Genomic DNA, 19,943 nt, shown 5'->3' on the forward strand with positions numbered 1-19,943 from the left:
GGATCGGGTGTGTTTTTGATTTTGTGCGGGGAATTGGTCCCATGATTTTTCTGATATAGCGATGACATCCGCTGACCGCAGCATACCCTATCGGCAGGGGTCAGGTGCCTCGTTCCATCATGTTGTATTGGCGGCTTGTCTTTGTTTTCTACTGCTTGTCGGCACGGACAGTGTGTCCATTGTGTTCTGGCAAATGGGATTGGCCAAAAAGATCGAAATCTTTGTCATGGTCCCCATTCTGGCGACCACGGTGCTGTATTACCGCCACCTGGTGCGCGGTGCCTTTGCCTCACCCGAACTCTCGTTGCTTGTCATTCTGGCATTCTTTTCAATCGCATGGAGCGACTATCCCATTTGGACATTCGAGCGTGCATTGCCGATGATCGTCACCACGGCCCTCGCCTTGTCGTTGGGTAGCATGATGTCGTTGCGGGGGCTTTTGCTTTTCATCGCTACGTTTTTTGCATTGGCCATGGTCTTGTCGATGGCGGCCATCATCGCATTTCCGCAGGCGCGCGGGATTCCACCTTGGGGTGACACCTGGAACGGGATTTACGTGCACAAGAACGGGCTTGGCCTGGCGTCAATGTGGGCCTTGCTGACCTGTTACTATGCTTCGCATCAATTCAGAGGAAAGCTAAAAACCGTCTTCATTTTCGCAACAATACTGGCGCTCTTCCTTTTGATCGCCTCAGAATCGCGAACGGCGCAGATTATCGCCCTGGTGTCGATGGCGGCCCTGATCACAAGTCAGCTTTTGCCGCGGCTCGAGACGATTTGGACGATAGGGTACATCCTGTTCGCAATCTTCATCATCGGTTTCGCGGCGTTCTTATTGGCGTCTACGATCGCCGAGCCGCTTTTTGCCCTGATCGGGCGCAAGCCCACCTTGTCCGAGCGCATACCGATCTGGGAATTGGTCTGGCCCAACATCATGGAGCGATTCTGGTTGGGCTATGGCTATGCCGCCCATTGGTTCGAAAGCGCACCGCATCTGAGCGTTTATTCCAGCCGGGCCAATCTGGGGTTTTTGCCCCACTATTCGCATAACGGTCTGCTGGAAACCTTCCTCAACACAGGTTTTATCGGGGTTTTCCTGCTGGCCTGCGTCTTTGCGCGGTTCTTTTTTTCGGTCTTCTACGGGCTGCGTTACATCCAACAGCGCGACGCGATTGTATTCACCTTCCTTCTTGGGATGACGTTCTTTTTCATCAACATCACCGAAAGCTCGATCCTGGACCGAATGAATGCCAGCTGGATCTTTTTCGTGGCGTTCACCACCAAAATGAATCTGGTCGCTAAAGCCCTGCAAGACAGCGCCAAAGCGGACTATGCCGCCAGACACCCTCGAGTTTCCAATATCGCCGCAAATTGATGCCAGAGGGCAAACTGTTTCCGAATGGAAACAAAAATCCCCTCATGTTTCGCACCTGCGCTGATTGACTCAAACCGCCACGGTAGTGTGCACTTTGAGCGTTCATAGTTTGAGTCTTTTTCTAATCGTCCAATCCTTTGGGGAGGCACCATTGAAGACAGCAATATTCGCAGGCGGCAAGGGCTCACGCCTGATCGAGGAAACCCGTGTACGCCCCAAACCCTTGGTCGAAATCGCCAACCGCCCGATCCTGTGGCACATCATGCAGCACTATTCGACCTATGGTCATCACGAGTTCGTTCTGGCGCTGGGGTACATGGGCGATCTGATCAAGCGCTACATTTCCGACCTGTGCCAGTACGATGGCAACCTGCGCATCGACTTTGCCAAGCGCGAGTTGTTTGGCGAGCCGGACTATTCCAATGGCGTGAACGATGTCGATACGCCGCCCTGGACCGTTGATCTGATCGACACCGGAATGGACACCATGACCGGGGGGCGCCTGGCTCGGCTCGAGCCCTATCTGGGTGGCGAGACATTCATGCTGACCTACGGCGACGGGGTGTCGAATGTCGATCTGGACGCGCTTCTGGCCTTTCACCGGTCACATGGAAAACTGGCGACCATCACCATGGTCCGGCCTCTGACCACCTTCGGGCATCTACAGGTGCGCGAGGATGGTCTGGTTGAAGGGTTCATGGAAAAGCCGGAAACCGCGGCTGACTGGATCAATGGCGGCTTCTTCGTGCTGGAGCCCGAGGTTTTCGACGCCGTCGCCAGCGTCAATGGCGACGAGATCATGTGGGAAGAAGGCCCCCTACCCAAACTGATGGAGCTGGGCCAACTGATGGCATACCGCCATCCCGGTTTCTGGTATTGTATGGATCACCTGGCGGACAAACGCCGGCTTGAGGAGATGTGGAAAAATGGCAACCGTCCGTGGGCATCATGGGAACATTCAGAACGTCCTGTTAACGGGTCATCTCGGCTACGTGGGGACGGTCACCGCCCCGGTCTTGGCCGAGGCGGGAATCCAGGTGACTGGGTGCGATATAAATCTCTTTGACCGGGCAGATTTCGCACCGGGCGGCGACATTCCCGACATTCCGAACATCGGCAAAGACATCCGCGATCTGACGGTCGAGGACCTGAAAGGGTTCGATGCCGTCGTTCATCTGGCGGCGCTGTCAAACGACCCGCTGGGCCAACTGCGTCCGGGTCTGACACAGCAGATCAACCACGAAGGCACGATCCATGTGGCCAAACAGGCCAAGGCGGCGGGCGTGTCCCGTTTCGTGTTCGCCTCGTCCTGCTCCAACTACGGCCGGGCGGGCGAAGATTTCGTGGACGAGAACGGAAAGCTCAATCCTCAGACCGACTATGGTGTGTCCAAGGTGCTGGCCGAACGCGATCTGAAACCGTTGGCGGATGAAACGTTCACGCCGACCTTCCTGCGCTTTGCCACGGCCTATGGCGCAAGCCCGCGGATGCGGTTCGACATCGTGCTGAACAATCTGATCGCGCATGCCTACACGTCAGGCCGAATTCTGATGATGTCGGACGGGACCCCTTGGCGGCCGATCATCCATGTCGAGGATATGGCCCGGGCCTTCCTTGCGACTTTGGAAGCCGACCCAAAAGTGATCTCGGGCGAGGCCTTCAACGTATGCCGTACCGAGAACAACTATCAGATCCGCGATCTGGCCGAGATCGTGGCCGATACCGTTCCCGGTGCGAAAATCGACTACGCCGCCGATGCCGGGCCAGACAATCGGTCCTACCGTGTCAGCTCTGCCAAGATCGAAAAGTGCATTCCCGGGTTCGAACCGAAATGGGACGCCGCCCGCGGTGCGCAGCAACTGTACGAAGCGGCCAAAGCCTGCGACCTGAAGGTCGAAGATTTCGAGGGCCGCAAATACAAGCGTCTGGCCCAGTTGGAAGCCCTGTTGCAGGAAGACCAACTGGATCAGGATTTTCGCAGAACCGTGCCGGCCGCATCGTGACCGGCACGTCCTGAGTTAAACAGCCTGGAGCGTTTCCGTAACGGTCCGGGCACCCCGTTCGCCGGATTTGAACGCCTCATCCGTCCACTGATAGCCCCACTCGCCAAACCGGCCGACATAGGTGATCCCAACCTCATCCAGCCATTTGTGAACGATCGGCAATGCGACTTCCCGGTCGAGGTCGAAGATGATGTTGGCATGGGTGATCAGACGGGCATCGGTGTGCAGGATTTCCTCATCCTCTTTGATCAGGCCGATTTTGACCAGATCGTCGATCACCGGCTGAATCAGATCCTCTGGCTTTACATCCAGCGGGCGGTACTTGTGCGAATAGTAGCACTCCGCCTGAATAGAGCCGCATCCCGGCGGGCAGGTCTTGGTCGACATCTTGTGCGGGAAGCTGAGGCGCGTGAACACGATGTCTTCGTCATAGATGTAGGTCCAGGTCGCGGGGGTGAAGTCATCACGCGCAAGACCCAGATTGACCGTGACACATGTCGTACAGGCCAGCTTGGCGGCTGCGTCCAGAACATGCTGCGGTGCGCCTTTGACCATCGGGATCAAGTCCGGCAGCGGAATGGATGAGATCAACTGGCCGTACTGCTCGGTCACACCATTTTCGAACTGAACGGTCTTTGCGACAGGATCGATCTCGACCACCTTGTGATCCAGATGCAGTTCGGTCTTTTCCAAGAAGGGTTTCAGGTACGAGATAAAACCGCCCTCGGTCGGATAGCGGAAATCGGTGATGTAGTGCACGTCGGGCGTTTCCGCGAAAATCGCGCCACGGATCACCTCGTCCATCGTTGGACGGTACAGCCGCGGTCCCATCCAGACCGTACTCATCTGATCGGCATCGACGGTGTGGTATTTCTTGCCGTACACGGCCGGGAAATGGGTGGCGAAGGTTTCACCAAAGACCGAGATCAGCCATTCCAGATAATTGGCCGGTTTCTCGACCACTTCCTTCTTGGACGCTTCGATAAAGTCGAGAATGCATTGCGTTTTCAACTCATCCGGCAGGTTGTGCAGGTTTGCCTGCGCCGGATGTTTGACCCACGCCCCGTGATAGTAGTTGTTCACATAAGCCTGCAGCTTTTCGTATTCGCCATCGACGTTCTCGGCAAACAGATCCTGAATACGCGGGTCTTTCGAGAATGAGATATGCGGGCCGTCATCAAAGATGAATCCGCTGTCATGAACGAAGGTGGCCGTGTGGCCGCCGGGAAATGAATTCTTGTCGTACATCCGTGACGGGATGCCCTGACCATGCAATTGATGGGCTGCGCCCAATCCGGCCATGCCGGACCCGAGAATGACTATGTTTTCGTTGCTCATATCAGTTTTCTTTCGCAATTTCGCGGCGCCACCAGGCGATGGTATCCGCTACTCCGGTTTCCAATGAATACTTCGGGGACCAGCCCAACATCTGATGCAGGCGCGTTGTGTCGGCCTCGACCAATGGAGGATCACCTTCGCGCGCCTCGCGGGCCCCAAGGCGCACCAAATCCTCAGCCCCGATCTGGCGGGCGATTTCGGTGATCAGGTCAGCCAAGGGGATGGCCGTGCCGCTGCCAATGTTGAACGGCCCTTCCAGATCGCTGGTCAGCAAGGCCACCATCGCGCTGGCTACGTCATCGACGTGAAGAAAATCACGCTTCTGCCGCCCATGCGTACACAGGGCCTCGCGCCCTTCAAGCAGCGAAACAATGACGTCCGCTGCAAGACGCCGGGGGTTTTCGCCCGGCCCATACAAGAAAAACGGCCGCGCCCAAGCGCCTGACAAGCCCAGCGCGGAACACATCCGGTCATAGGTGACCGACAGCCCTGCCTTTGCCGCACCATACTCGGTGGTCGGGGTCAGCGGGGTGACGCCTTCACTTAGCTTTTCAGGTTTGCTCCAGTCATATTCCATGCATGAGCCGCAAAACGTCACACGTTGACCGCCGGCTTCAGAAAACGCGAAAAGCAGATCGATTGAATGCTGCATCCAGCGGAAGTTATCCAGGGCTTGCTGGTTGCCCGGCCCCATGTACCAGGCCAGCGCCAGCAGGTGGCTGGGCTTGTGCGTCTGCAAAACCGCCGCCACTGCATCGGAGTCTGTCATATCAACCCGAACCCAATGCACATCCCCCGCAACCTCAGGATGAGGGTCGCTGCGATAGGTTGCGATCACGGAATGACCGGTGCTGGCCAACTGCTGGACGCACGCTCGGCCGATAAAACCAGCGGCACCCGTCACCAGAACCTTTGTCTTAACCGTCGTCGTACCTGTCATGCCAAGGTCTACCGTTCTGAGAATCTGTTTCGCCCTTAGGCCTCAAGCAGAGGCCAGCTCGCATCTTTTTCGGAAACAATTGTTACAGGAATTGGCCATTGTATGCCTAATGCAGGGTCATCGTATCGAATCCCCTGTTCGACACCGGGCGTGTAGAACTCGCTGGCGGAATAGAGCGCCTGCGCACCATCTGACAGGGCCAGATAGCCATGGGCAAACATCTCGGGCACGTACAGCGCTCGTCTGTTTTGCGCCGACAGTTCGACCCCGAAACTCTGCCGGTAGGTCGGGCTGTCAGGGCGCAGGTCAACGATTACGTCGTATATCGCGCCGGTAATGCAGCGCATGAACTTGGCCTCGGCCGCCGGGGCCTGCTGATAATGCAGCCCGCGGATGGTACCTTTTTTCTCGTTAAATGAGAGGTTTACCTGCGCGATCGCAGGCTTCAGCCCGTGTTCCTGAAACTCATTCGCGCAAAATGCGCGCGCAAAAAAACCGCGGTCGTCCGTGATTTCCTTTAGATCAACGACAAATGCACCCTTCAAAGGGGTTTCGGTGAAAATCATTAAACTCCCGCCTTTTTGAACGGCACGCGAAAAAACTACGCCAGTCGGCAGCCTTGAAATCGGGCAAAGACGTCCCGGCTGGTTCGCTTTGCAAGAATCTTAAAGAATACGCCTGACACCAAAACTTAAGCAGACACGGGTCGCGTTTTCCATAGTTTTCGACCCCGCCAACAGATAGCGTTCGCCGCGTGCGGAAAACTTGCTCAAACCGGCGGACGGGGCGCGCTCAGACAGGGTACCCGATCAGAAATTCTTTGAAACGTGGCCGTTCGGGGTGTGTAATATGTTCGAATTTGATTTTTCTTAAAGGATTATGCGTTTGACCAGCCCAGCCGCGTCCATACCAGCGTCCCGAGAGCTTTTGATTTTTTCCCAACGCAACCTGAACGACAATGTCTCGCGCTGTTCCGGTTTCGAGTTCGAGGACGTGCTTGCCGAGATCGAAACCGCGCAGATTATCGCACCCCGACGCGCCAGAGAACGCCAGTTGCCCTATGATCCAAAACGCTGGCTGTCCAAGCGGACGGATTTGTTTCGACATTGGCCCTCGGGCGTGCAGAAAACGCGGTTGGATCGGGACTATGACCTCTTCTTTTGCGACGTACAGAAACCCCAGGAGTTGCTTGTGCTGGATGCGATTCCCAATTGGCGGGAACGCTGTGGCCTTGCCATCTGCGTTCTTGAAGAGGTTTGGACCAGCGATCTGGAACGCCATATGCCTCTGGTTCGAACGCTGGCGGATTTTGACCTGATCGGCTGTGCATTCGCCGAAACCTGCGAGGCGTTGCAGCGCATCACCGGCAAGCCTGTCATTCACCTGCCGGGCGCAGCTGATATGGTGCGTTTTGCCCCTGATAGCCTGACGGCAGACCGGCCCATCGACGTCTATTGCATGGGTCGGCGGCGTCCGGAGATCCACGAGCGTCTGTTAAAGGTCATCAAAGAGCGGGCCGGATTCTATCTGTACGATTCAGCGACCAAACCTCCGATCGCGGCGGATCACGCCGTGCACCGCGATTTGCTGGCCAATCTGGTTCAGCACACCAAACTGTTCATGGTCGACATCGCCAAGATCGGCCACGCAGATCAAAAGCGTGGCAACGTGGCCTGGGGTCCCAGACATGTCGAAGGTATTGCAGGCGGGGCAGCCCAGATCGGATACGCACCAGAGTCCGAAGATTACCGCCGCTACTTCGACTGGCCGGAATCCGTTGTCCGGTTGTCCGAAGACCCCGACGAGGCGATCAGCCAGGTCGTTGCGCTGCTGGACGACCCGACCGAGCTGGACAGGATGCGCCGGATCAATCTGGCCGGAGCGCTGGCAAAACATGATTGGCTGCATCGTTGGGCTCAGCTGCTGGACCATCTGAACATCGCACATTCAGAAGGGATGGCGCGGCGCAGCGAAACCCTGTCACAGATTTCTGCGCGTCTGTCGCTGGCTGACCAGCAGATACCAGCGGCAGAATAGTCAGCAGCTCAGTGAGACTACCGATCAGCGCGAGGCGGTAAAAACACCACCTCGCGCCTTTTTGGATTTAGCTGGCTGTCTCGGGTGCCAGAGCGTTCAGCAATGTGCCCAGATTGTGCTGGAACATCGCCAAATAGCTGGTGGCCGGACCACCACGCTCGGACAGGGCGTCCGAGAACAGACGACCGCCGATTTCGATACCAGTTTCGTCCGAGATTTGCTGAACCAAAGCCGGGCTGGTGATGTTTTCGACAAACAGCGCGGCCACACCTTCGGATTTCAGCTGGTTGATCAGAACGGCCAGTTCTTGCGCGGAAGGTTCGGCTTCGGTGTCGATGCCGACGGGCGCAAGGAACGTCAGGCCATAGGCATCCGCCAGATAGCCGAACGCGTCATGAGCGGTGACGACAGTGCGGCGGTTTTCAGGCAGTTTGGCAAGCACTGCCTTTGTATCCACATCCAGCGCCTCAAGCTTGGCAATATAAGCGTCGGCGTTTGCCGCGATCTGATCGGCGTGCTCGGGCATCGCTTCTTTCATCACATCGGCCACGTTGGTCACGTAGATCACGCCATTCGTCAGCGCATTCCAGGCGTGCGGGTCAATCTCGCCCTCGACCTTGATCGGAGTGATCCCGTCAGTGGCGATGTGAACGGTGCCTTCGGTGCCCGACTCGGCGATCAGTGTATCGGACCATGTCTCGAACCCCAGACCATTGACAAAGATGATGTCCGCCTGGGCCACAGCCTTGGCGTCGGCAACCGACGGCTGGTAAACATGCGCGTCGGCATCCGGGCCAACGATGGTGGTGACCGTGGCCAGATCGCCCACGACCTCTTCGACCATATCGCCAAGGATCGAGAAGCTGGCGACAATTTTCACATCATCGGCAGCCAGGGCCGGAAATGCGGCCAAGGCAAACGATGTCGACGCGATGCCGGCATAGAGGGATTTCAAAAGGGTCATTGTGCTTTCTCTTCTTGATGAATTTGCGCAACAGGGGTTTCTGTGGAAACGGACGGTTTGCGCAGCCGTCCGCCAAAACCGAGGGGGCCGAAAACGGCCGAAAATATAAAGAACCCGCCTGCGACCAGCACGATGGCCGGGCCAGAGGGCGTGTCCGGGAACAGGTAAGACAGGGTCAGCCCGATCCAGCAGCTGGAGACGGCAAAGACAAAGCCCAGAAACAATTGCCCCGTAATCGTGCTGGCCCAATAACGCGCCGCGGTGGCGGGCAATATCATCAGTCCAACAGCCATCAGCGTGCCCAGCGTCTTGAACGCAGCCAGCAGGTTCAGAACCAGCAACAGCATGAACCCCTGATCCACCAGCCATGGGCGGCGTGTCTGGGTTTCAAAAAACACCGGATCGCAGGTACTGACGATGAGCGGACGCAGCAGAAAGGCAAAGGACACCAGCGTCACCATCGCCACCCCGCCTACCAGCATCATCGAGGCATCGTCGATCCCAAGGATCGAGCCGAACAGAAAGCTTTTTAGCGGAACAGCAGACCCGGCTGCCGACAGGATGAAGATACCGACCGCCAGCGCGATCAGGTATAGCGAGGCGAGGCTGGCATCGCTGCGCAGGATCGTCCTGCGCGCCAACAACGCGGTCAGTATGGCCACGCCAACCCCCGCGATCAGGCCGCCGATCAGCAGTGACATCACCGACAGACCCGCGGTCACGAACCCGATGACGATGCCCGGTGTAATCGCGTGCGCCATGGCTTCGCCCGCCAGCGACAAGCGGCGCAGCACCAAAAAGGCCCCCACTGGCGCGACCGAAGCTGACAAAACCGTGGTCGCTACGAAGGCGCGGCGCATGAAGGCAAAGCTCCACATTTCAGTGAGCAGGTCAAACATGGGCAGGCTCCGACGCTGTGGGGACACCGCGGAACATCCACGCGGCCTGGCTTTCGGACAGATAGCCCTGAGCGACCAGCCGGTCGGGCGTTAGCACATCGCTGACGGAACCGTGGGTGGCCTCTTGCCCGCCCAAAAGCAGGGCGTGACTGCAATGGTCCAGCACCGATGACAGGTCATGCACCACCAACACCACCGCGCGGCCTTCATCTCGCCAGCGGCGGATGATCGACAGCAGATGTGCCTCGGTGCTTTGGTCGACAGCCGCAAAGGGTTCGTCCAGCAGGATCAGCGGCGCATCCTGCATGATGACGCGGGCAAACAAGGCGCGCTGCAGTTGCCCGCCCGACAGTTGGTGCAACGGCCGGTCGGCGATATCCAGCACGCCTGCCTCATCCAGTGCTGCGGTCATCCGGTCGCGCGCGGCACGGTCCAGGCCGCCGCGGAACCCAAAGCCGCGCCATGCGCCCATCGCGGCCAGATCCCGCACACGAATGGGAAAGCGCCGATCGAACTCGGTCATCTGCGCCAGATAGCCAATTTCACCGGGGCGTCCGCTGGGCCAGTTCAATTGGCCGCCAAGCGGGTCCATCAGTCCCAGCAGCATCTTGACGAAAGTGCTTTTGCCCGACCCGTTGGCGCCCAGAACGGCGAGGGTCGAACCGGCCTCGATGTCCATGGACAGGCGGCGAAACAGGGTCAGATCACGATAGCCGAGTGTCAGGTCGCGGAGTTCCAGAACAGCTGACATCAAATCACCGCCAAAATTGCGAGCCACTGCAGCGTCGACAAGGCCAGCGCGCCCGCGACCAGCGCCGCAATGCTGTATTCCGTCAGACACCGCCCGCGTGGGTTGGCGTCAGGCTCCGATGCCCGCCGTGTCATCGACCAGCCCCGCAAACGCGGCCAGGTCGGAAATTAGATCTCTGCAATCGCACAGGCGTCGCCTCCTCGGTACGGAAGGGGGCAAAGCGAGCGCACGGTTTTGAACGGTAAGGACCGCTTGAAACATTGTCATCTCCCTCTGGGACACCCCGCCCAGGTTTAAATACTTCGGATGGCAGGTCTCCTGACTTGCGGGTCAACGCTGTCCCGATCCTTCCCAGGCACTTGCCCAGTGGACGATCTCGGGTCGCTCACCACCTACAGTTGCGGGGGCAGTCACGGAATTGGCCGTTTGATCGGGCCGCACCGTATTCCCTTTTATCCCGATCCGCGGAACGCGGGCGGGAACCATCACGGCGACAAAATAGGAAACAACTTGATTCGACAAGAGGGCGCGTTACTTCATGTGGTTGGTCATGGCGCGTGGTCAGGATCTGAATACCCTGCGTCAGGCTGAATGCGACGCCCTGTAAGCGCGCGGCGTCATCCCCACCACCTGCTTAAAGCTGCGCGTAAAATGTGCCTGATCGGAAAAACCGCATGCAAGCGCTATGTCACCGAGTGGCCGCTGCTCATTTTCCATCATTTTCATGCCCTGCTCGATCCGATAGGCCATGACATATTGCATAGGTGTTGAGCCGAGCGTTTCCTTGAATACACGGGCAAAATGAGACGGGCTCATGCCTGCTTCTGCAGCCAGTTGGTCAACAGTGATGGTCTGGTCCAGATGGCCCTGAACATATGTCAGAACGCGCTGGTAATGCTTTGAGGTGAAGCGCGCCGACAGCTCAACGTCTTCCACGCGGCGTTTTCCGAATTTCTGCAGCATCTTGACCAAAAGCACCCGGCTCATGGCCTCGAACATGACAGCCGAAGACATGTCATCGGACGCCAGCGCATCCCGCAGGATAACCCCGGCGGCACACAGATCGGCATCTGAAAACTGGGGCAAATCCTTGAACTGTTGTGGATCTAGCAACATCCCAAGCTCGGCCTGTGCAAACCGCTCGACCTTTGCTGGGTCCAGGGTGATGACGATCACGTCGGATGGCCCGTGCCACTGCCACCCCGAGCGAACCCCAGCCGGGGTCACGATGACCTCATCCTTGCGAAAGATGAAATCCCGCAGTTTGCCGTCCCGCCAGTTCTGGACGCGGTGTTCCTCGGTCTGCAGGTTCAAGAGGACATGGTGTTCCTCGAACACCTCTTCCGGCATGCGATCCGGCGCGGCCTGAAAATACCGAACGGACATCAGCCCTGCTGCCGACTGACGCTCCATCGCGTCGCTGTTCAACAGCGGCGCAGAGGGGTAAATATCGGCGTATTTCAGCGGCAAGGTCGTGATCCCATGATGGTCGGTCAACGGCTGGCAGATTGCTTGGAAACTGACAGACCTGCTGGAATTCATCAAGAAATCGCTGACCAGCTGCAGAACATATGCGGTCAGCGGGCCAGCAACGAACTGAAAACAAAGTCTTCCAGACCATCAATGATCCGGGACATGGGTTTTTCAGACAATACACTTCGGTATGCGCTGCCTTCCAGGACTTCTATCACCAGTTGCGAAGTCTGAAACGTATCGGGAACCGCACGCAAATCACCATCTTTTATTCCGCGGCTCACCACCGCCTCAAGCGCACGGGTCAGCTTTGCCCGGTTTTCCATGAACAACTGCGCAATGTCAGGTTGACGCAGCGCTTCGCTTGAGATTTCCAGGGTCAAAATGACGTTCTCTGCCACCGCAAGATACTTGGCATAGGCCCTCATGAATTTCCTCAGAACCGTCGGCCCGGGGGCCTTGGACTCTAGAATGCCCAAGAACTGGTCCAGATCGCTTCGCTCCAGCATTGCAATCTCGACAAGCACATCGTGCTTTCCGCCGAAGTGGTTGTAGAGGTTGCCGAGGCTTACGCCTGCCTTGTTCGCAATGTCCCGAACACCGGTCTGATGGTAGCCACGCTCAAGGAAACAGATAACCGCCGCCTCCAATATCTGGTTGCGCCGCTTGGCCGTCGACCTTTCCCGGACAGAGCCCGGGTTTTTTGCATCTTTTGACATTCTATTTTTTTCACATTGAACGAACGAACGATCGTTCATATTCTAAGTCATCTCAACACGCGTCACAAGGCGCAATTGATTCGACGACGCAGAGAAAGACAGATTTATGGCCGATACATCCTTGGACGTTGCGCAAAGACCGGGCCGACGGTGGCTTTGGATCGGGCTGTCGCTGGTGCTGTTCATCGCGATTGTCATGGTGCTGTTCGACACCGAAGACACAATCGATGTTCAGGCAACCAGCGCCCCACCCCCGCCGCAAACCGTAACTGTGGTAACCGTCGCCCCGGAGACGGTTCAGGCGCAGGTGTCGGCCTTTGCCGAAGTGCGACCCCGTTGGGACGCCGAGCTGCGATCCGCCGTCTCTGGTCGCATCACGACTGTGCACGATGCCGCTTTGGACGGGGCGGAAGTGAAACGGGGTGCGCGCTTGTTCTCAATCGAAAGTGCCCCTTATCAAAGCGCGGTTGCTGCAGCCGAGATGGAGCTTGAAGAGGCTGAACTGCTGCTGCTGCGCGCACGAAACAACGTGACCGTTGCGCAGCGCCAGTTTGACCGGGATGAAAAAGAGCCGCCCAACGATCTGGCCGTGAACCTGCCGCAGCTGCGTATTGCCGAGAAAAGCGTGGCAGCCGCTCATGCACGCCTGAATGCGGCGCGAAACGAACTGGCGGAGACAGAGGTCACCGCCCCCTTTTCCGGTTATGTGACCCGCCGCTTTGCCAGCCTTGGACAAACGGTCAGCCCGGGCGATGCCCTGATACACCTCTCGGACAACCGCCAGTTTGAACTTGTTGCCGAACTCAGCCAGGCGGATTGGACCCTTTTGGATCACCCGATTTCGGGTGCCATTGCGGATCTGAGCCAACGTTCAGGAGGTACCCTGGGCAAGGCTCAGGTTCGGCGCGGAGGTGGGTTTCTGGATCAGAACACACGGCAAATGCGCGTCTTTCTGGACATTACCGCGCCGGATGAACGCATCCTTGCCGGCGACTTCCTGCGTGTCAAAATTCCGGGCCGCAGCATTGCAAACACGGTGACCCTGCCCGAAAGCGCCCTGACCCGCGCCGGGTATGTCTGGCTGGTCGGTGACGACGACCACCTGCAAAGGATTAGCCCGAACATTCTGTTCCGCAGCGAAGGTACGCTCACGATACCGGCACCCGAAGGGCTTGGTCCGTGGCGCGTGGTTCGGACCCCATTGGCATCGTTCCTGCCGGGGCAACGCGTCATGCCACAGTCTGTCGAGGGATAAGTCATGCACGCCCTGACCTCTTGGTTCATTCGCAATCCGGTTGCCGCCAACTTGATGATGGCATTGATCCTGTTCCTCGGTGTGCAGACGCTTCTGAGTATCAGGATCGAAGGTTTCCCGCGTATTCCGCCCGAAAGCGTCACAATCTCGATCGGCTTTCCGGACGCGACAGCCGAACAGGTCGATGAACTGGTAACTCAGAAGGTCGAACAGGCGCTGGAGGGGCTGGAAGGTGTGCGCAGCGTCACCTCGCAATCCCAGAACGATCTGAGTTTCGTCACAGTCCGCCGCGCGGGCGGCGAAAAGCTGCAGGACGTTCTGGATCGGGTCCGTATCCGCATCGACGGGTTGACCGACCTTCCGGAAACCGCGCGCCGCCCGGTGATCGAGGCGTCCGCATTTGATTTCCCGGCTCTCTACCTGAACCTTTACGGCGAGACGGATCCGGCCACGTTGCAAAGCCTTGCCCAGCGCCTCAAGGAAGAGCTGCTGGCACAGCCGGAATTGTCTCGTCTGCAGATATGGGGATTGATCCCACGAGAGCTGCGGATCGAAATCGACCCCGCCCTGTTGCGTCACTATGGGCTGACCGTTTCGGATGTGACCCGCGCTATCGAGGAAAACTCGCTGACGTTTCAGGCCGGTCGGCTACGGACCGAGGGAGGCACGATCTTTTTGCGCGCTGACGATCGGGCCAAATACGCGCCGGAATATGCCGCCCTTCCGGTGATTGAACGCGACGACGGGTCATTTGTTCCCCTCGGCGACATCGCCAAGATCGAAGACGGATTTCAGGATGGCGAGTACTTGTTTCGCCTGAACGGCAAGCAGACAGTCGGAATGGAAGTTCTGGTCGGCCAAAAGGAAAACCTGCTGGACATCAGTGATGTCGTGCGCAGCACAGTGGATGAGTTCAGCCGCCAACTGCCCTCGCAGGTTCAGGTCGAGGTCTGGGGCGACAGCGCCGGTTACATCTCGGACCGTCTGGCGTTGCTGCGCTCGAACGGGGTGCAGGGGCTGATCCTGGTAACCCTGATGCTGTCGGTGTTCCTCAACGTGCGGCTGGCATTCTGGGTCGCCATGGGCATTCCTGTCTCGGTCATGGGGGCGCTTGCGGTCTCGGGCTCGAAATGGGTGGATTACTCCCTGAACGATGTCACGACCTTTGGCCTGATCATCGCGCTGGGTATCCTGGTCGATGACGCTGTTGTCGTCGGCGAAAGCGTTTTCGAAGAACGCCGCAAGGGTAAGGACCCCATCAAAGACACCGAACGCGGTGTACACCGTGTGGCCGTCGCCACCGTCTTTGGCGTGCTCACCACGATTGCGGCATTCTTTCCCATGCTGCTGATCGACAATCCGCTGGGCAAAGTGCTGGCCGGGTTTTCCGGCATTGTGATCCTGACGCTGATCTTCTCGCTCATCGAAAGCAAGTTCATCCTGCCCGCCCATCTGGCGCAGGTGTCGATGGGCCAAGAGCGTCGGTACCTGCTGACACGACTTTGGGGACGCGTGCAGGATGCTGCCCAAGGTGGGCTTCACTGGGTCCGGGATCGCATCTACCAGCCGATGTTGGTTGCCGCGGTGAACCAGCGCTATGCCGTTTTGATCCTGTTTGTTTCTGCCGCAACGCTGGGGCTTGGCCTGATGTACAAAGGCAAAGTCAGGACGGTGTTCTTCCCGGAAGTTCCCGGCCAGATCATCACGATGAACCTTGAAATGGACGCCCGTGCGCCCTTTGCACTGACCCGGTCAAATGTGAACCGGATCGAAGCTGTATTGAACGAGTTGAATGCAGAACTTGCCGAAGACGCGGGCATGGCTTCGCCGCCCATACAGACCGTGTTCACCACCGTCGACAGCGCGGGCAGCGCACAGATTTATGCCGAGATGATTCCGGTGGCCGAACGTCCAGACGTTCCAATCCTCAGCGTGGTTCGCCAATGGCGCGACCGGGTCGGCGCTGTCGAAGGCGCAACCGAGATTGAATTCACTGGATCAGAGGCACTTGCCGGGGGCTTCCGTATCCGCCTGGCGTCAAAAGACGAAGACTTGCTGAGACAGGCCAGCGCCGAGATGAAAAGCTTTCTGTCAAACATCGAGGGCGTCGCCAATGTCCGGGATGGATTGGCCGGCGGACAACCCGAGCTCAAGCTCCGCCTGCGCCCCGATGCGCGGCACCTTGGGTTTAATACTGAGACGCTGGCCAGGCAGATTGGTTATGGCTTCGGCGGGGCCGAGGTGACCAAGGTCAGACGTGACGGATCCGAAATTCGGGTGGTCGTGCAAAACGCGCGGGAAAACCGGGATACGCTCGCTGATCTGATGCAGACCCGACTGCGCAGCGCCACCGGCAAATGGGTACCGCTGGAAACCGTCGCCGAGATCCAAGGCACTTACGCCTCCGGAACCGTCGACCGACGCGACGGCAAACGCATGAACATCGTGGCGGCCTCGATCGACCGCGGTCTGGTGTCCCCCGAAGAGGTTGGACAGGCGGTGTTCGAGCAACTGGCACCCCAGCTTCAAACAAAATTCCCCAGCGTGACCGTCCTGCCCGCCGGTGAGTTGGAAGAAATGTCCGAGATCAGCGATGGTTTGAGGCGCGCGCTGCTGTTGGCTGCAATCCTAATCTATGTGTTGATGGCTGTACCGTTGAAAAGCTATTGGCAACCCTTCGTCATTCTCGCGATCGTCCCTTTCGGCTTCATCGCGGCGGCTGTTGGTCACCTGATCATGGGTGTCTCGCTGTCGCTGTTCTCGTTCTTCGGGATGCTGGCGCTGACCGGTGTCATTGTGAACGACAGTCTGGTCATGATCACCCGCTACAATCAGGCGCGTGACGAAGGTCAGACCGTGAAATTGGCCTTGAAAAGCGCAGGCGTCGGCCGCTTCAAGGCGATCTTTCTGACGACTGCAACAACTGTGATCGGCCTGCTGCCCTTGCTGACCGAAACGTCCGAGCAGGCTCAGTATCTGATTCCTGCGGCAATCTCGTTGGCATTCGGCGAGCTTTTCGGCACCGCGCTGATGCTTCTTCTGGTGCCGGTACTGATTGCCATCTCAGAGGACGTCATCGCGGTTTTCAAACCCACTCGCCCGCAACCAGAAAACTTGAGGAAAAAGGCATGAAACACAAACTCCTGGCCGCTTCGCTCGCCCTTTCGGCAATGACGATACCCGTGGGTGCCGAAGGCCTGAATGTGAGCGTGGAAGGCATACGCAACGCCAAAGGAAACATCGTAATCCTCGTGTATGACGATGCAAAAGCTTTTGACAGCCTGGATGTCTGGGGTGCCATCGACTACGCCCAGATCCCATCCAAGAAGGGCGGTATCAGCCACAAGTTCGCCGACCTGGACGCAGGCCCATACGCGGTGCTGTTGTTTCATGACGAAAACAATGACGAAGAACTGAACATGACCGCCACAGAGCTGCTGGAAGGCATTGGCGCGTCAGGCGCACCAAACGCTCAGGACGTACCTGACTTCAAGGCGGCATCGGTCTGGCCAGGCGACATCAAAGTTCGTGTCCATTACGGCAACTAGCGAGCTTTGCCGACAGGTTGATACGTACCGCAGCAGAATGTTCTGCCGTTGTATCATTGGCCTGTCGGGCTTGGATGGTCTCTGATCTGATTGCAACGGCCGATTCCGCAATCGACAAACACACCTCCCATTTGAGTTGCGAGTTCGACTGAGCAAACCTTGCTGAAGGGTTCGTCAGCTTCGGAACCAAGTCCCTGCGAGGGAAGGAGAAGTTGAAAAAAGTGGTGAGCCGTGCAGGATTCGAACCTGCGACCCACTGATTAAAAGTCAGTTGCTCTACCAACTGAGCTAACGGCCCACTCTTTTGTTGGATCTTTGCGATCCGTGGCGCTCTTTAAGGCATTTTCCCGACCGGGTTCAAGACCTTATTTGCACCTCGTTTCGCCAGGGTAATCAGTGTTTCCGGCGACCCGATAGGCGGCCTAATTAGGCAGGTGGCGCGGGGGGGTCAACCCCTTTTTTCAGGAATCTTCTCCGCAGGGTGGATTCCTTTCCTGACCATCGTTATATGCCCGCCATGCGACAGACACACGACACCGGTTTGCCCTTCATGAAGATGCACGGGCTGGGCAATGACTTTGTCATTGTGGATGCGCGTGCGCAGTCTATTCAGATCACTTCGGCCCTGGCGCGGGGAATCGGTCATCGGCAATTTGGTGTCGGCTTCGACCAATTGGCCGTTATCGAAAACGGCAAAGCGGATGCCCATTTGGTGTTCTACAACTCGGATGGCTCCACCTCTGCGGCCTGCGGGAATGCCACGCGATGTATCGCAAGGATCCTGATGCAGGAAACGGGGAAAACCGAACTCACGCTGACGACCGAGCGCGGCACTCTGTACGCAACCGACGCCGGAGACGGCCTGACCTCGGTCAACATGGGGCAGCCGCAGCTGACCTGGAACGAGGTTCCGCTGGCCGAAGAGGTCGACACCCTGGAATTGCCGATCGAAGGCGCACCGACTGCGACAGGAATGGGCAATCCGCACTGCACCTTCTTTGTCGAAGACGCCGAAGCGATCCCGCTGACCGAATTCGGCTCACGTTACGAGCATCACCCGCTTTATCCTGAACGCACCAATGTGCAGGTCGCGCAGATCATCGGCCCAGACCACATTCGCATGCGCGTGTGGGAGCGGGGTGTTGGGATCACGTTGGCTTCAGGCTCGTCTTCCTGCGCCACGGCCGTTGCGGCCGCGCGCCGCGGACTGACCGGGCGTAAGGTGCAGATCGACCTCGATGGCGGTACCATCTGGATCGATTGGCGTGACGACGGTGTCTGGATGACCGGCCCGACCTGCCACGTCTTCAACGGCACCCTTACGCCGGAGTTCCTGGAGAGCCTGGGATGAGCGCTCCCAAATTCACCACCCTGGGCTGCCGCCTGAACGCCTATGAGACCGAGGCGATGAAAGAGCTGTCGCAGCAGGCAGGCCTCAGCAACGCGGTTGTGGTCAACACCTGCGCAGTGACGGCCGAGGCCGTGCGCAAAGCCCGGCAAGAGATTCGCAAGCTGCGCCGGGAAAACCCCGATGCACGGCTGATCGTGACGGGCTGCGCCGCCCAGACCGAGCCCGAAACCTTTGCTAAAATGGAAGAGGTCGACGCGGTCATTGGCAATACCGAGAAAATGCAGCCCGCCACCTGGAAGGGCATGGCTGCAGATTTTATCGGACAGACCGAGGCGGTACAGGTCGATGACATCATGTCCGTCACCGAGACCGCTGGTCACCTGATCGACGGCTTTGGGACTCGTTCCCGTGCCTATGTGCAGGTCCAGAACGGCTGTGATCACCGCTGCACCTTCTGCATCATTCCCTACGGTCGTGGGAACTCGCGCAGCGTCCCTGCAGGCGTTGTGGTGGATCAGGTCAAACGCCTGGTCGACCGCGGGTACAACGAAGTCGTCCTGACCGGTGTTGACCTGACCTCTTGGGGCGCAGACCTGCCCGCACAACCTAAGCTTGGTGATCTGGTGATGCGGATTCTCAGGCTGGTGCCCGATCTGCCGCGCCTGCGGATCAGTTCAATCGATTCGATAGAGGTGGATGAGAACCTGATGCAGGCGATCGCGACCGAGCCGCGCCTGATGCCCCACCTGCATCTGTCTCTGCAGCACGGGGACGACCTGATCCTGAAACGGATGAAGCGCCGCCACCTGCGTGACGATGCCATCCGCTTTACCGAAGAGGCCCGCAAGTTGCGCCCTGAGATGACCTTTGGCGCCGATATCATTGCCGGCTTTCCGACCGAATCCGACGCGCATTTCGAGAACTCACTGAAACTGGTGGCCGAGTGCGATCTGACTTGGCTGCACGTGTTCCCTTATTCCAAACGCGACGGCACCCCCGCCGCCCGCATCCCGCAGCAAGTCAATGGCAATGTGATTAAGACCCGCGCCGCTCGTCTTCGTGCGGCTGGCGAAGCACAGGTCGCAAGACACCTGCAGGCCCAAATCGGCAAAACCCATCACATTCTGATGGAAAACCCGCAAATGGGCCGGACTGAGCAATTTACCGAAGTCACCTTTAAGGTGCCTCAAACCGAGGGTGAGATTGTGACAGCGGCGATCCTTGGCAAAACGGGCAACCAGCTTAAAGCCTGATCCGCACTTCATCTGGCCAAAAATATCCCGGGGTTGA

General features: G+C 58.1%; 18 protein-coding genes, 1 tRNA gene and 1 riboswitch. Of the genes, 9 read left to right on the forward strand and 10 right to left on the reverse strand.

From position 1 onward, the window contains the following. Window positions 1–61: 61 nt before the first annotated feature. The 3 genes from J7416_RS08835 to J7416_RS22625 all read left to right on the forward strand — a co-directional run bounded on the left by J7416_RS08835 (window position 62) and on the right by J7416_RS22625 (window position 3,378). Window positions 62–1,375, forward strand: a complete 1,314-nt coding sequence (locus tag J7416_RS08835; protein ID WP_209224346.1) for an O-antigen ligase family protein — start codon at window positions 62–64, stop codon at window positions 1,373–1,375. A 151-nt stretch (window positions 1,376–1,526) separates the two neighbouring features. Further along, window positions 1,527–2,441 carry a sugar phosphate nucleotidyltransferase gene (locus J7416_RS08840; protein ID WP_209224347.1) on the forward strand — a complete coding sequence of 305 codons (915 nt, stop codon included), beginning with the start codon at window positions 1,527–1,529 and terminating at the stop codon, window positions 2,439–2,441. Next, on the forward strand, window positions 2,368–3,378 hold the full coding sequence (locus J7416_RS22625) for an SDR family oxidoreductase (protein WP_348540259.1): 1,011 nt from the start codon (window positions 2,368–2,370) through the stop codon (window positions 3,376–3,378). The genes J7416_RS08840 and J7416_RS22625 overlap by 74 nt, the downstream gene beginning before the upstream one ends. A gap of 15 nt (window positions 3,379–3,393) precedes the next feature. Here J7416_RS22625 and J7416_RS08845 read toward each other — a convergent pair whose 3' ends face one another. Genes J7416_RS08845 through rfbC form a run of 3 tightly spaced genes read right to left on the reverse strand, consistent with a single transcriptional unit; the run spans window position 3,394 to window position 6,222 of the window. Then, entirely contained in the window at window positions 3,394–4,716 is a 1,323-nt protein-coding gene (locus J7416_RS08845) for an NAD(P)-binding protein (RefSeq protein WP_209224348.1), read from the reverse strand. Between the two features lies 1 nt (window position 4,717). Continuing rightward, entirely contained in the window at window positions 4,718–5,656 is a 939-nt protein-coding gene (locus J7416_RS08850) for an NAD(P)-dependent oxidoreductase (protein WP_209224349.1), read from the reverse strand. A 35-nt stretch (window positions 5,657–5,691) separates the two neighbouring features. Further along, window positions 5,692–6,222, reverse strand: a complete 531-nt coding sequence (gene rfbC / locus J7416_RS08855; RefSeq protein ID WP_209224350.1) for a dTDP-4-dehydrorhamnose 3,5-epimerase — start codon at window positions 6,220–6,222, stop codon at window positions 5,692–5,694. Window positions 6,223–6,541: 319 nt separating this feature from the next. On the opposite strand from rfbC, the gene J7416_RS08860 reads away from it, so the two are divergent. Continuing rightward, the gene (locus J7416_RS08860) at window positions 6,542–7,693 is read left to right on the forward strand and encodes a glycosyltransferase (protein ID WP_209224351.1); all 1,152 of its coding nucleotides are present in this window, start codon (window positions 6,542–6,544) and stop codon (window positions 7,691–7,693) included. A gap of 67 nt (window positions 7,694–7,760) precedes the next feature. Here the strand turns inward: J7416_RS08860 and J7416_RS08865 are convergent, their stop codons facing one another. From J7416_RS08865 to J7416_RS08885, 6 genes are all read right to left on the reverse strand, one after another. Then, window positions 7,761–8,657 carry a zinc ABC transporter substrate-binding protein gene (locus J7416_RS08865; RefSeq protein ID WP_209224352.1) on the reverse strand — a complete coding sequence of 299 codons (897 nt, stop codon included), beginning with the start codon at window positions 8,655–8,657 and terminating at the stop codon, window positions 7,761–7,763. Next, on the reverse strand, window positions 8,654–9,556 hold the full coding sequence (locus J7416_RS08870; protein ID WP_247744180.1) for a metal ABC transporter permease: 903 nt from the start codon (window positions 9,554–9,556) through the stop codon (window positions 8,654–8,656). The genes J7416_RS08865 and J7416_RS08870 overlap by 4 nt, the downstream gene beginning before the upstream one ends. Next, window positions 9,549–10,307: a metal ABC transporter ATP-binding protein gene (locus J7416_RS08875; protein ID WP_209224353.1), complete on the reverse strand. Its 759-nt coding sequence runs from the start codon at window positions 10,305–10,307 to the stop codon at window positions 9,549–9,551. Before J7416_RS08875 ends, J7416_RS08870 begins: the two co-directional genes overlap by 8 nt. Next, complete coding sequence (locus J7416_RS22780; protein ID WP_280636827.1) at window positions 10,307–10,441, reverse strand: hypothetical protein; 135 nt, start codon at window positions 10,439–10,441, stop codon at window positions 10,307–10,309. The genes J7416_RS08875 and J7416_RS22780 overlap by 1 nt, the downstream gene beginning before the upstream one ends. A gap of 156 nt (window positions 10,442–10,597) precedes the next feature. Further along, window positions 10,598–10,809: riboswitch (cobalamin riboswitch) on the reverse strand. 80 nt (window positions 10,810–10,889) lie between these two features. After that, window positions 10,890–11,849 carry an AraC family transcriptional regulator gene (locus J7416_RS08880; RefSeq protein WP_247744181.1) on the reverse strand — a complete coding sequence of 320 codons (960 nt, stop codon included), beginning with the start codon at window positions 11,847–11,849 and terminating at the stop codon, window positions 10,890–10,892. Window positions 11,850–11,884: 35 nt separating this feature from the next. Next, on the reverse strand, window positions 11,885–12,499 hold the full coding sequence (locus J7416_RS08885) for a TetR/AcrR family transcriptional regulator (protein ID WP_209224354.1): 615 nt from the start codon (window positions 12,497–12,499) through the stop codon (window positions 11,885–11,887). Window positions 12,500–12,605: 106 nt separating this feature from the next. Here J7416_RS08885 and J7416_RS08890 point away from each other — a divergent pair, with 106 nt between their 5' ends. Genes J7416_RS08890 through J7416_RS08900 form a run of 3 tightly spaced genes read left to right on the forward strand, consistent with a single transcriptional unit; the run spans window position 12,606 to window position 17,302 of the window. After that, entirely contained in the window at window positions 12,606–13,754 is a 1,149-nt protein-coding gene (locus tag J7416_RS08890; protein ID WP_209224355.1) for an efflux RND transporter periplasmic adaptor subunit, read from the forward strand. Window positions 13,755–13,757: 3 nt separating this feature from the next. Beyond that, a complete protein-coding gene (locus J7416_RS08895) occupies window positions 13,758–16,886 on the forward strand; it encodes an efflux RND transporter permease subunit (protein ID WP_209224356.1) in 3,129 nt (1,042 codons plus the stop codon). Next, entirely contained in the window at window positions 16,883–17,302 is a 420-nt protein-coding gene (locus J7416_RS08900; RefSeq protein ID WP_209224357.1) for a DUF2141 domain-containing protein, read from the forward strand. Before J7416_RS08895 ends, J7416_RS08900 begins: the two co-directional genes overlap by 4 nt. Before the next feature lie 222 nt (window positions 17,303–17,524). On the opposite strand, the gene J7416_RS08905 is transcribed toward J7416_RS08900, so the two are convergent. Beyond that, window positions 17,525–17,600 (reverse strand) — tRNA-Lys (locus tag J7416_RS08905). 210 nt (window positions 17,601–17,810) lie between these two features. Here J7416_RS08905 and dapF point away from each other — a divergent pair. Together dapF and mtaB are read left to right on the forward strand one after the other, a co-directional pair. Next, on the forward strand, window positions 17,811–18,653 hold the full coding sequence (gene dapF, locus J7416_RS08910) for a diaminopimelate epimerase (RefSeq protein WP_209224358.1): 843 nt from the start codon (window positions 17,811–17,813) through the stop codon (window positions 18,651–18,653). Then, a complete protein-coding gene (mtaB, locus tag J7416_RS08915) occupies window positions 18,650–19,906 on the forward strand; it encodes a tRNA (N(6)-L-threonylcarbamoyladenosine(37)-C(2))-methylthiotransferase MtaB (RefSeq protein ID WP_209224359.1) in 1,257 nt (418 codons plus the stop codon). Before dapF ends, mtaB begins: the two co-directional genes overlap by 4 nt. Window positions 19,907–19,943: the final 37 nt, after the last annotated feature.

It is taken from the genome of Ruegeria sp. R14_0 (assembly GCF_017743975.1).
In the GTDB taxonomy this organism is placed as follows: domain Bacteria; phylum Pseudomonadota; class Alphaproteobacteria; order Rhodobacterales; family Rhodobacteraceae; genus Ruegeria.

Excerpts from the sequence above, each read along its gene's own strand:
- J7416_RS08835 (WP_209224346.1), top strand. The coding sequence starts at position 62 with ATGACATCCGCTGACCGCAGCATACCCTATCGGCAGGGGTCAGGTGCC.
- J7416_RS08845 (WP_209224348.1), bottom strand. The coding sequence starts at position 4,716 with ATGAGCAACGAAAACATAGTCATTCTCGGGTCCGGCATGGCCGGATTG.
- J7416_RS08850 (WP_209224349.1), bottom strand. The coding sequence starts at position 5,656 with ATGACAGGTACGACGACGGTTAAGACAAAGGTTCTGGTGACGGGTGCC.
- rfbC (WP_209224350.1), bottom strand. The coding sequence starts at position 6,222 with ATGATTTTCACCGAAACCCCTTTGAAGGGTGCATTTGTCGTTGATCTA.
- J7416_RS08865 (WP_209224352.1), bottom strand. The coding sequence starts at position 8,657 with ATGACCCTTTTGAAATCCCTCTATGCCGGCATCGCGTCGACATCGTTT.
- J7416_RS08870 (WP_247744180.1), bottom strand. The coding sequence starts at position 9,556 with ATGTTTGACCTGCTCACTGAAATGTGGAGCTTTGCCTTCATGCGCCGC.
- J7416_RS08875 (WP_209224353.1), bottom strand. The coding sequence starts at position 10,307 with ATGTCAGCTGTTCTGGAACTCCGCGACCTGACACTCGGCTATCGTGAT.
- J7416_RS22780 (WP_280636827.1), bottom strand. The coding sequence starts at position 10,441 with ATGACACGGCGGGCATCGGAGCCTGACGCCAACCCACGCGGGCGGTGT.
- J7416_RS08880 (WP_247744181.1), bottom strand. The coding sequence starts at position 11,849 with ATGAATTCCAGCAGGTCTGTCAGTTTCCAAGCAATCTGCCAGCCGTTG.
- J7416_RS08885 (WP_209224354.1), bottom strand. The coding sequence starts at position 12,499 with ATGTCAAAAGATGCAAAAAACCCGGGCTCTGTCCGGGAAAGGTCGACG.
- J7416_RS08890 (WP_209224355.1), top strand. The coding sequence starts at position 12,606 with ATGGCCGATACATCCTTGGACGTTGCGCAAAGACCGGGCCGACGGTGG.
- J7416_RS08895 (WP_209224356.1), top strand. The coding sequence starts at position 13,758 with ATGCACGCCCTGACCTCTTGGTTCATTCGCAATCCGGTTGCCGCCAAC.
- J7416_RS08900 (WP_209224357.1), top strand. The coding sequence starts at position 16,883 with ATGAAACACAAACTCCTGGCCGCTTCGCTCGCCCTTTCGGCAATGACG.
- dapF (WP_209224358.1), top strand. The coding sequence starts at position 17,811 with ATGCCCGCCATGCGACAGACACACGACACCGGTTTGCCCTTCATGAAG.
- mtaB (WP_209224359.1), top strand. The coding sequence starts at position 18,650 with ATGAGCGCTCCCAAATTCACCACCCTGGGCTGCCGCCTGAACGCCTAT.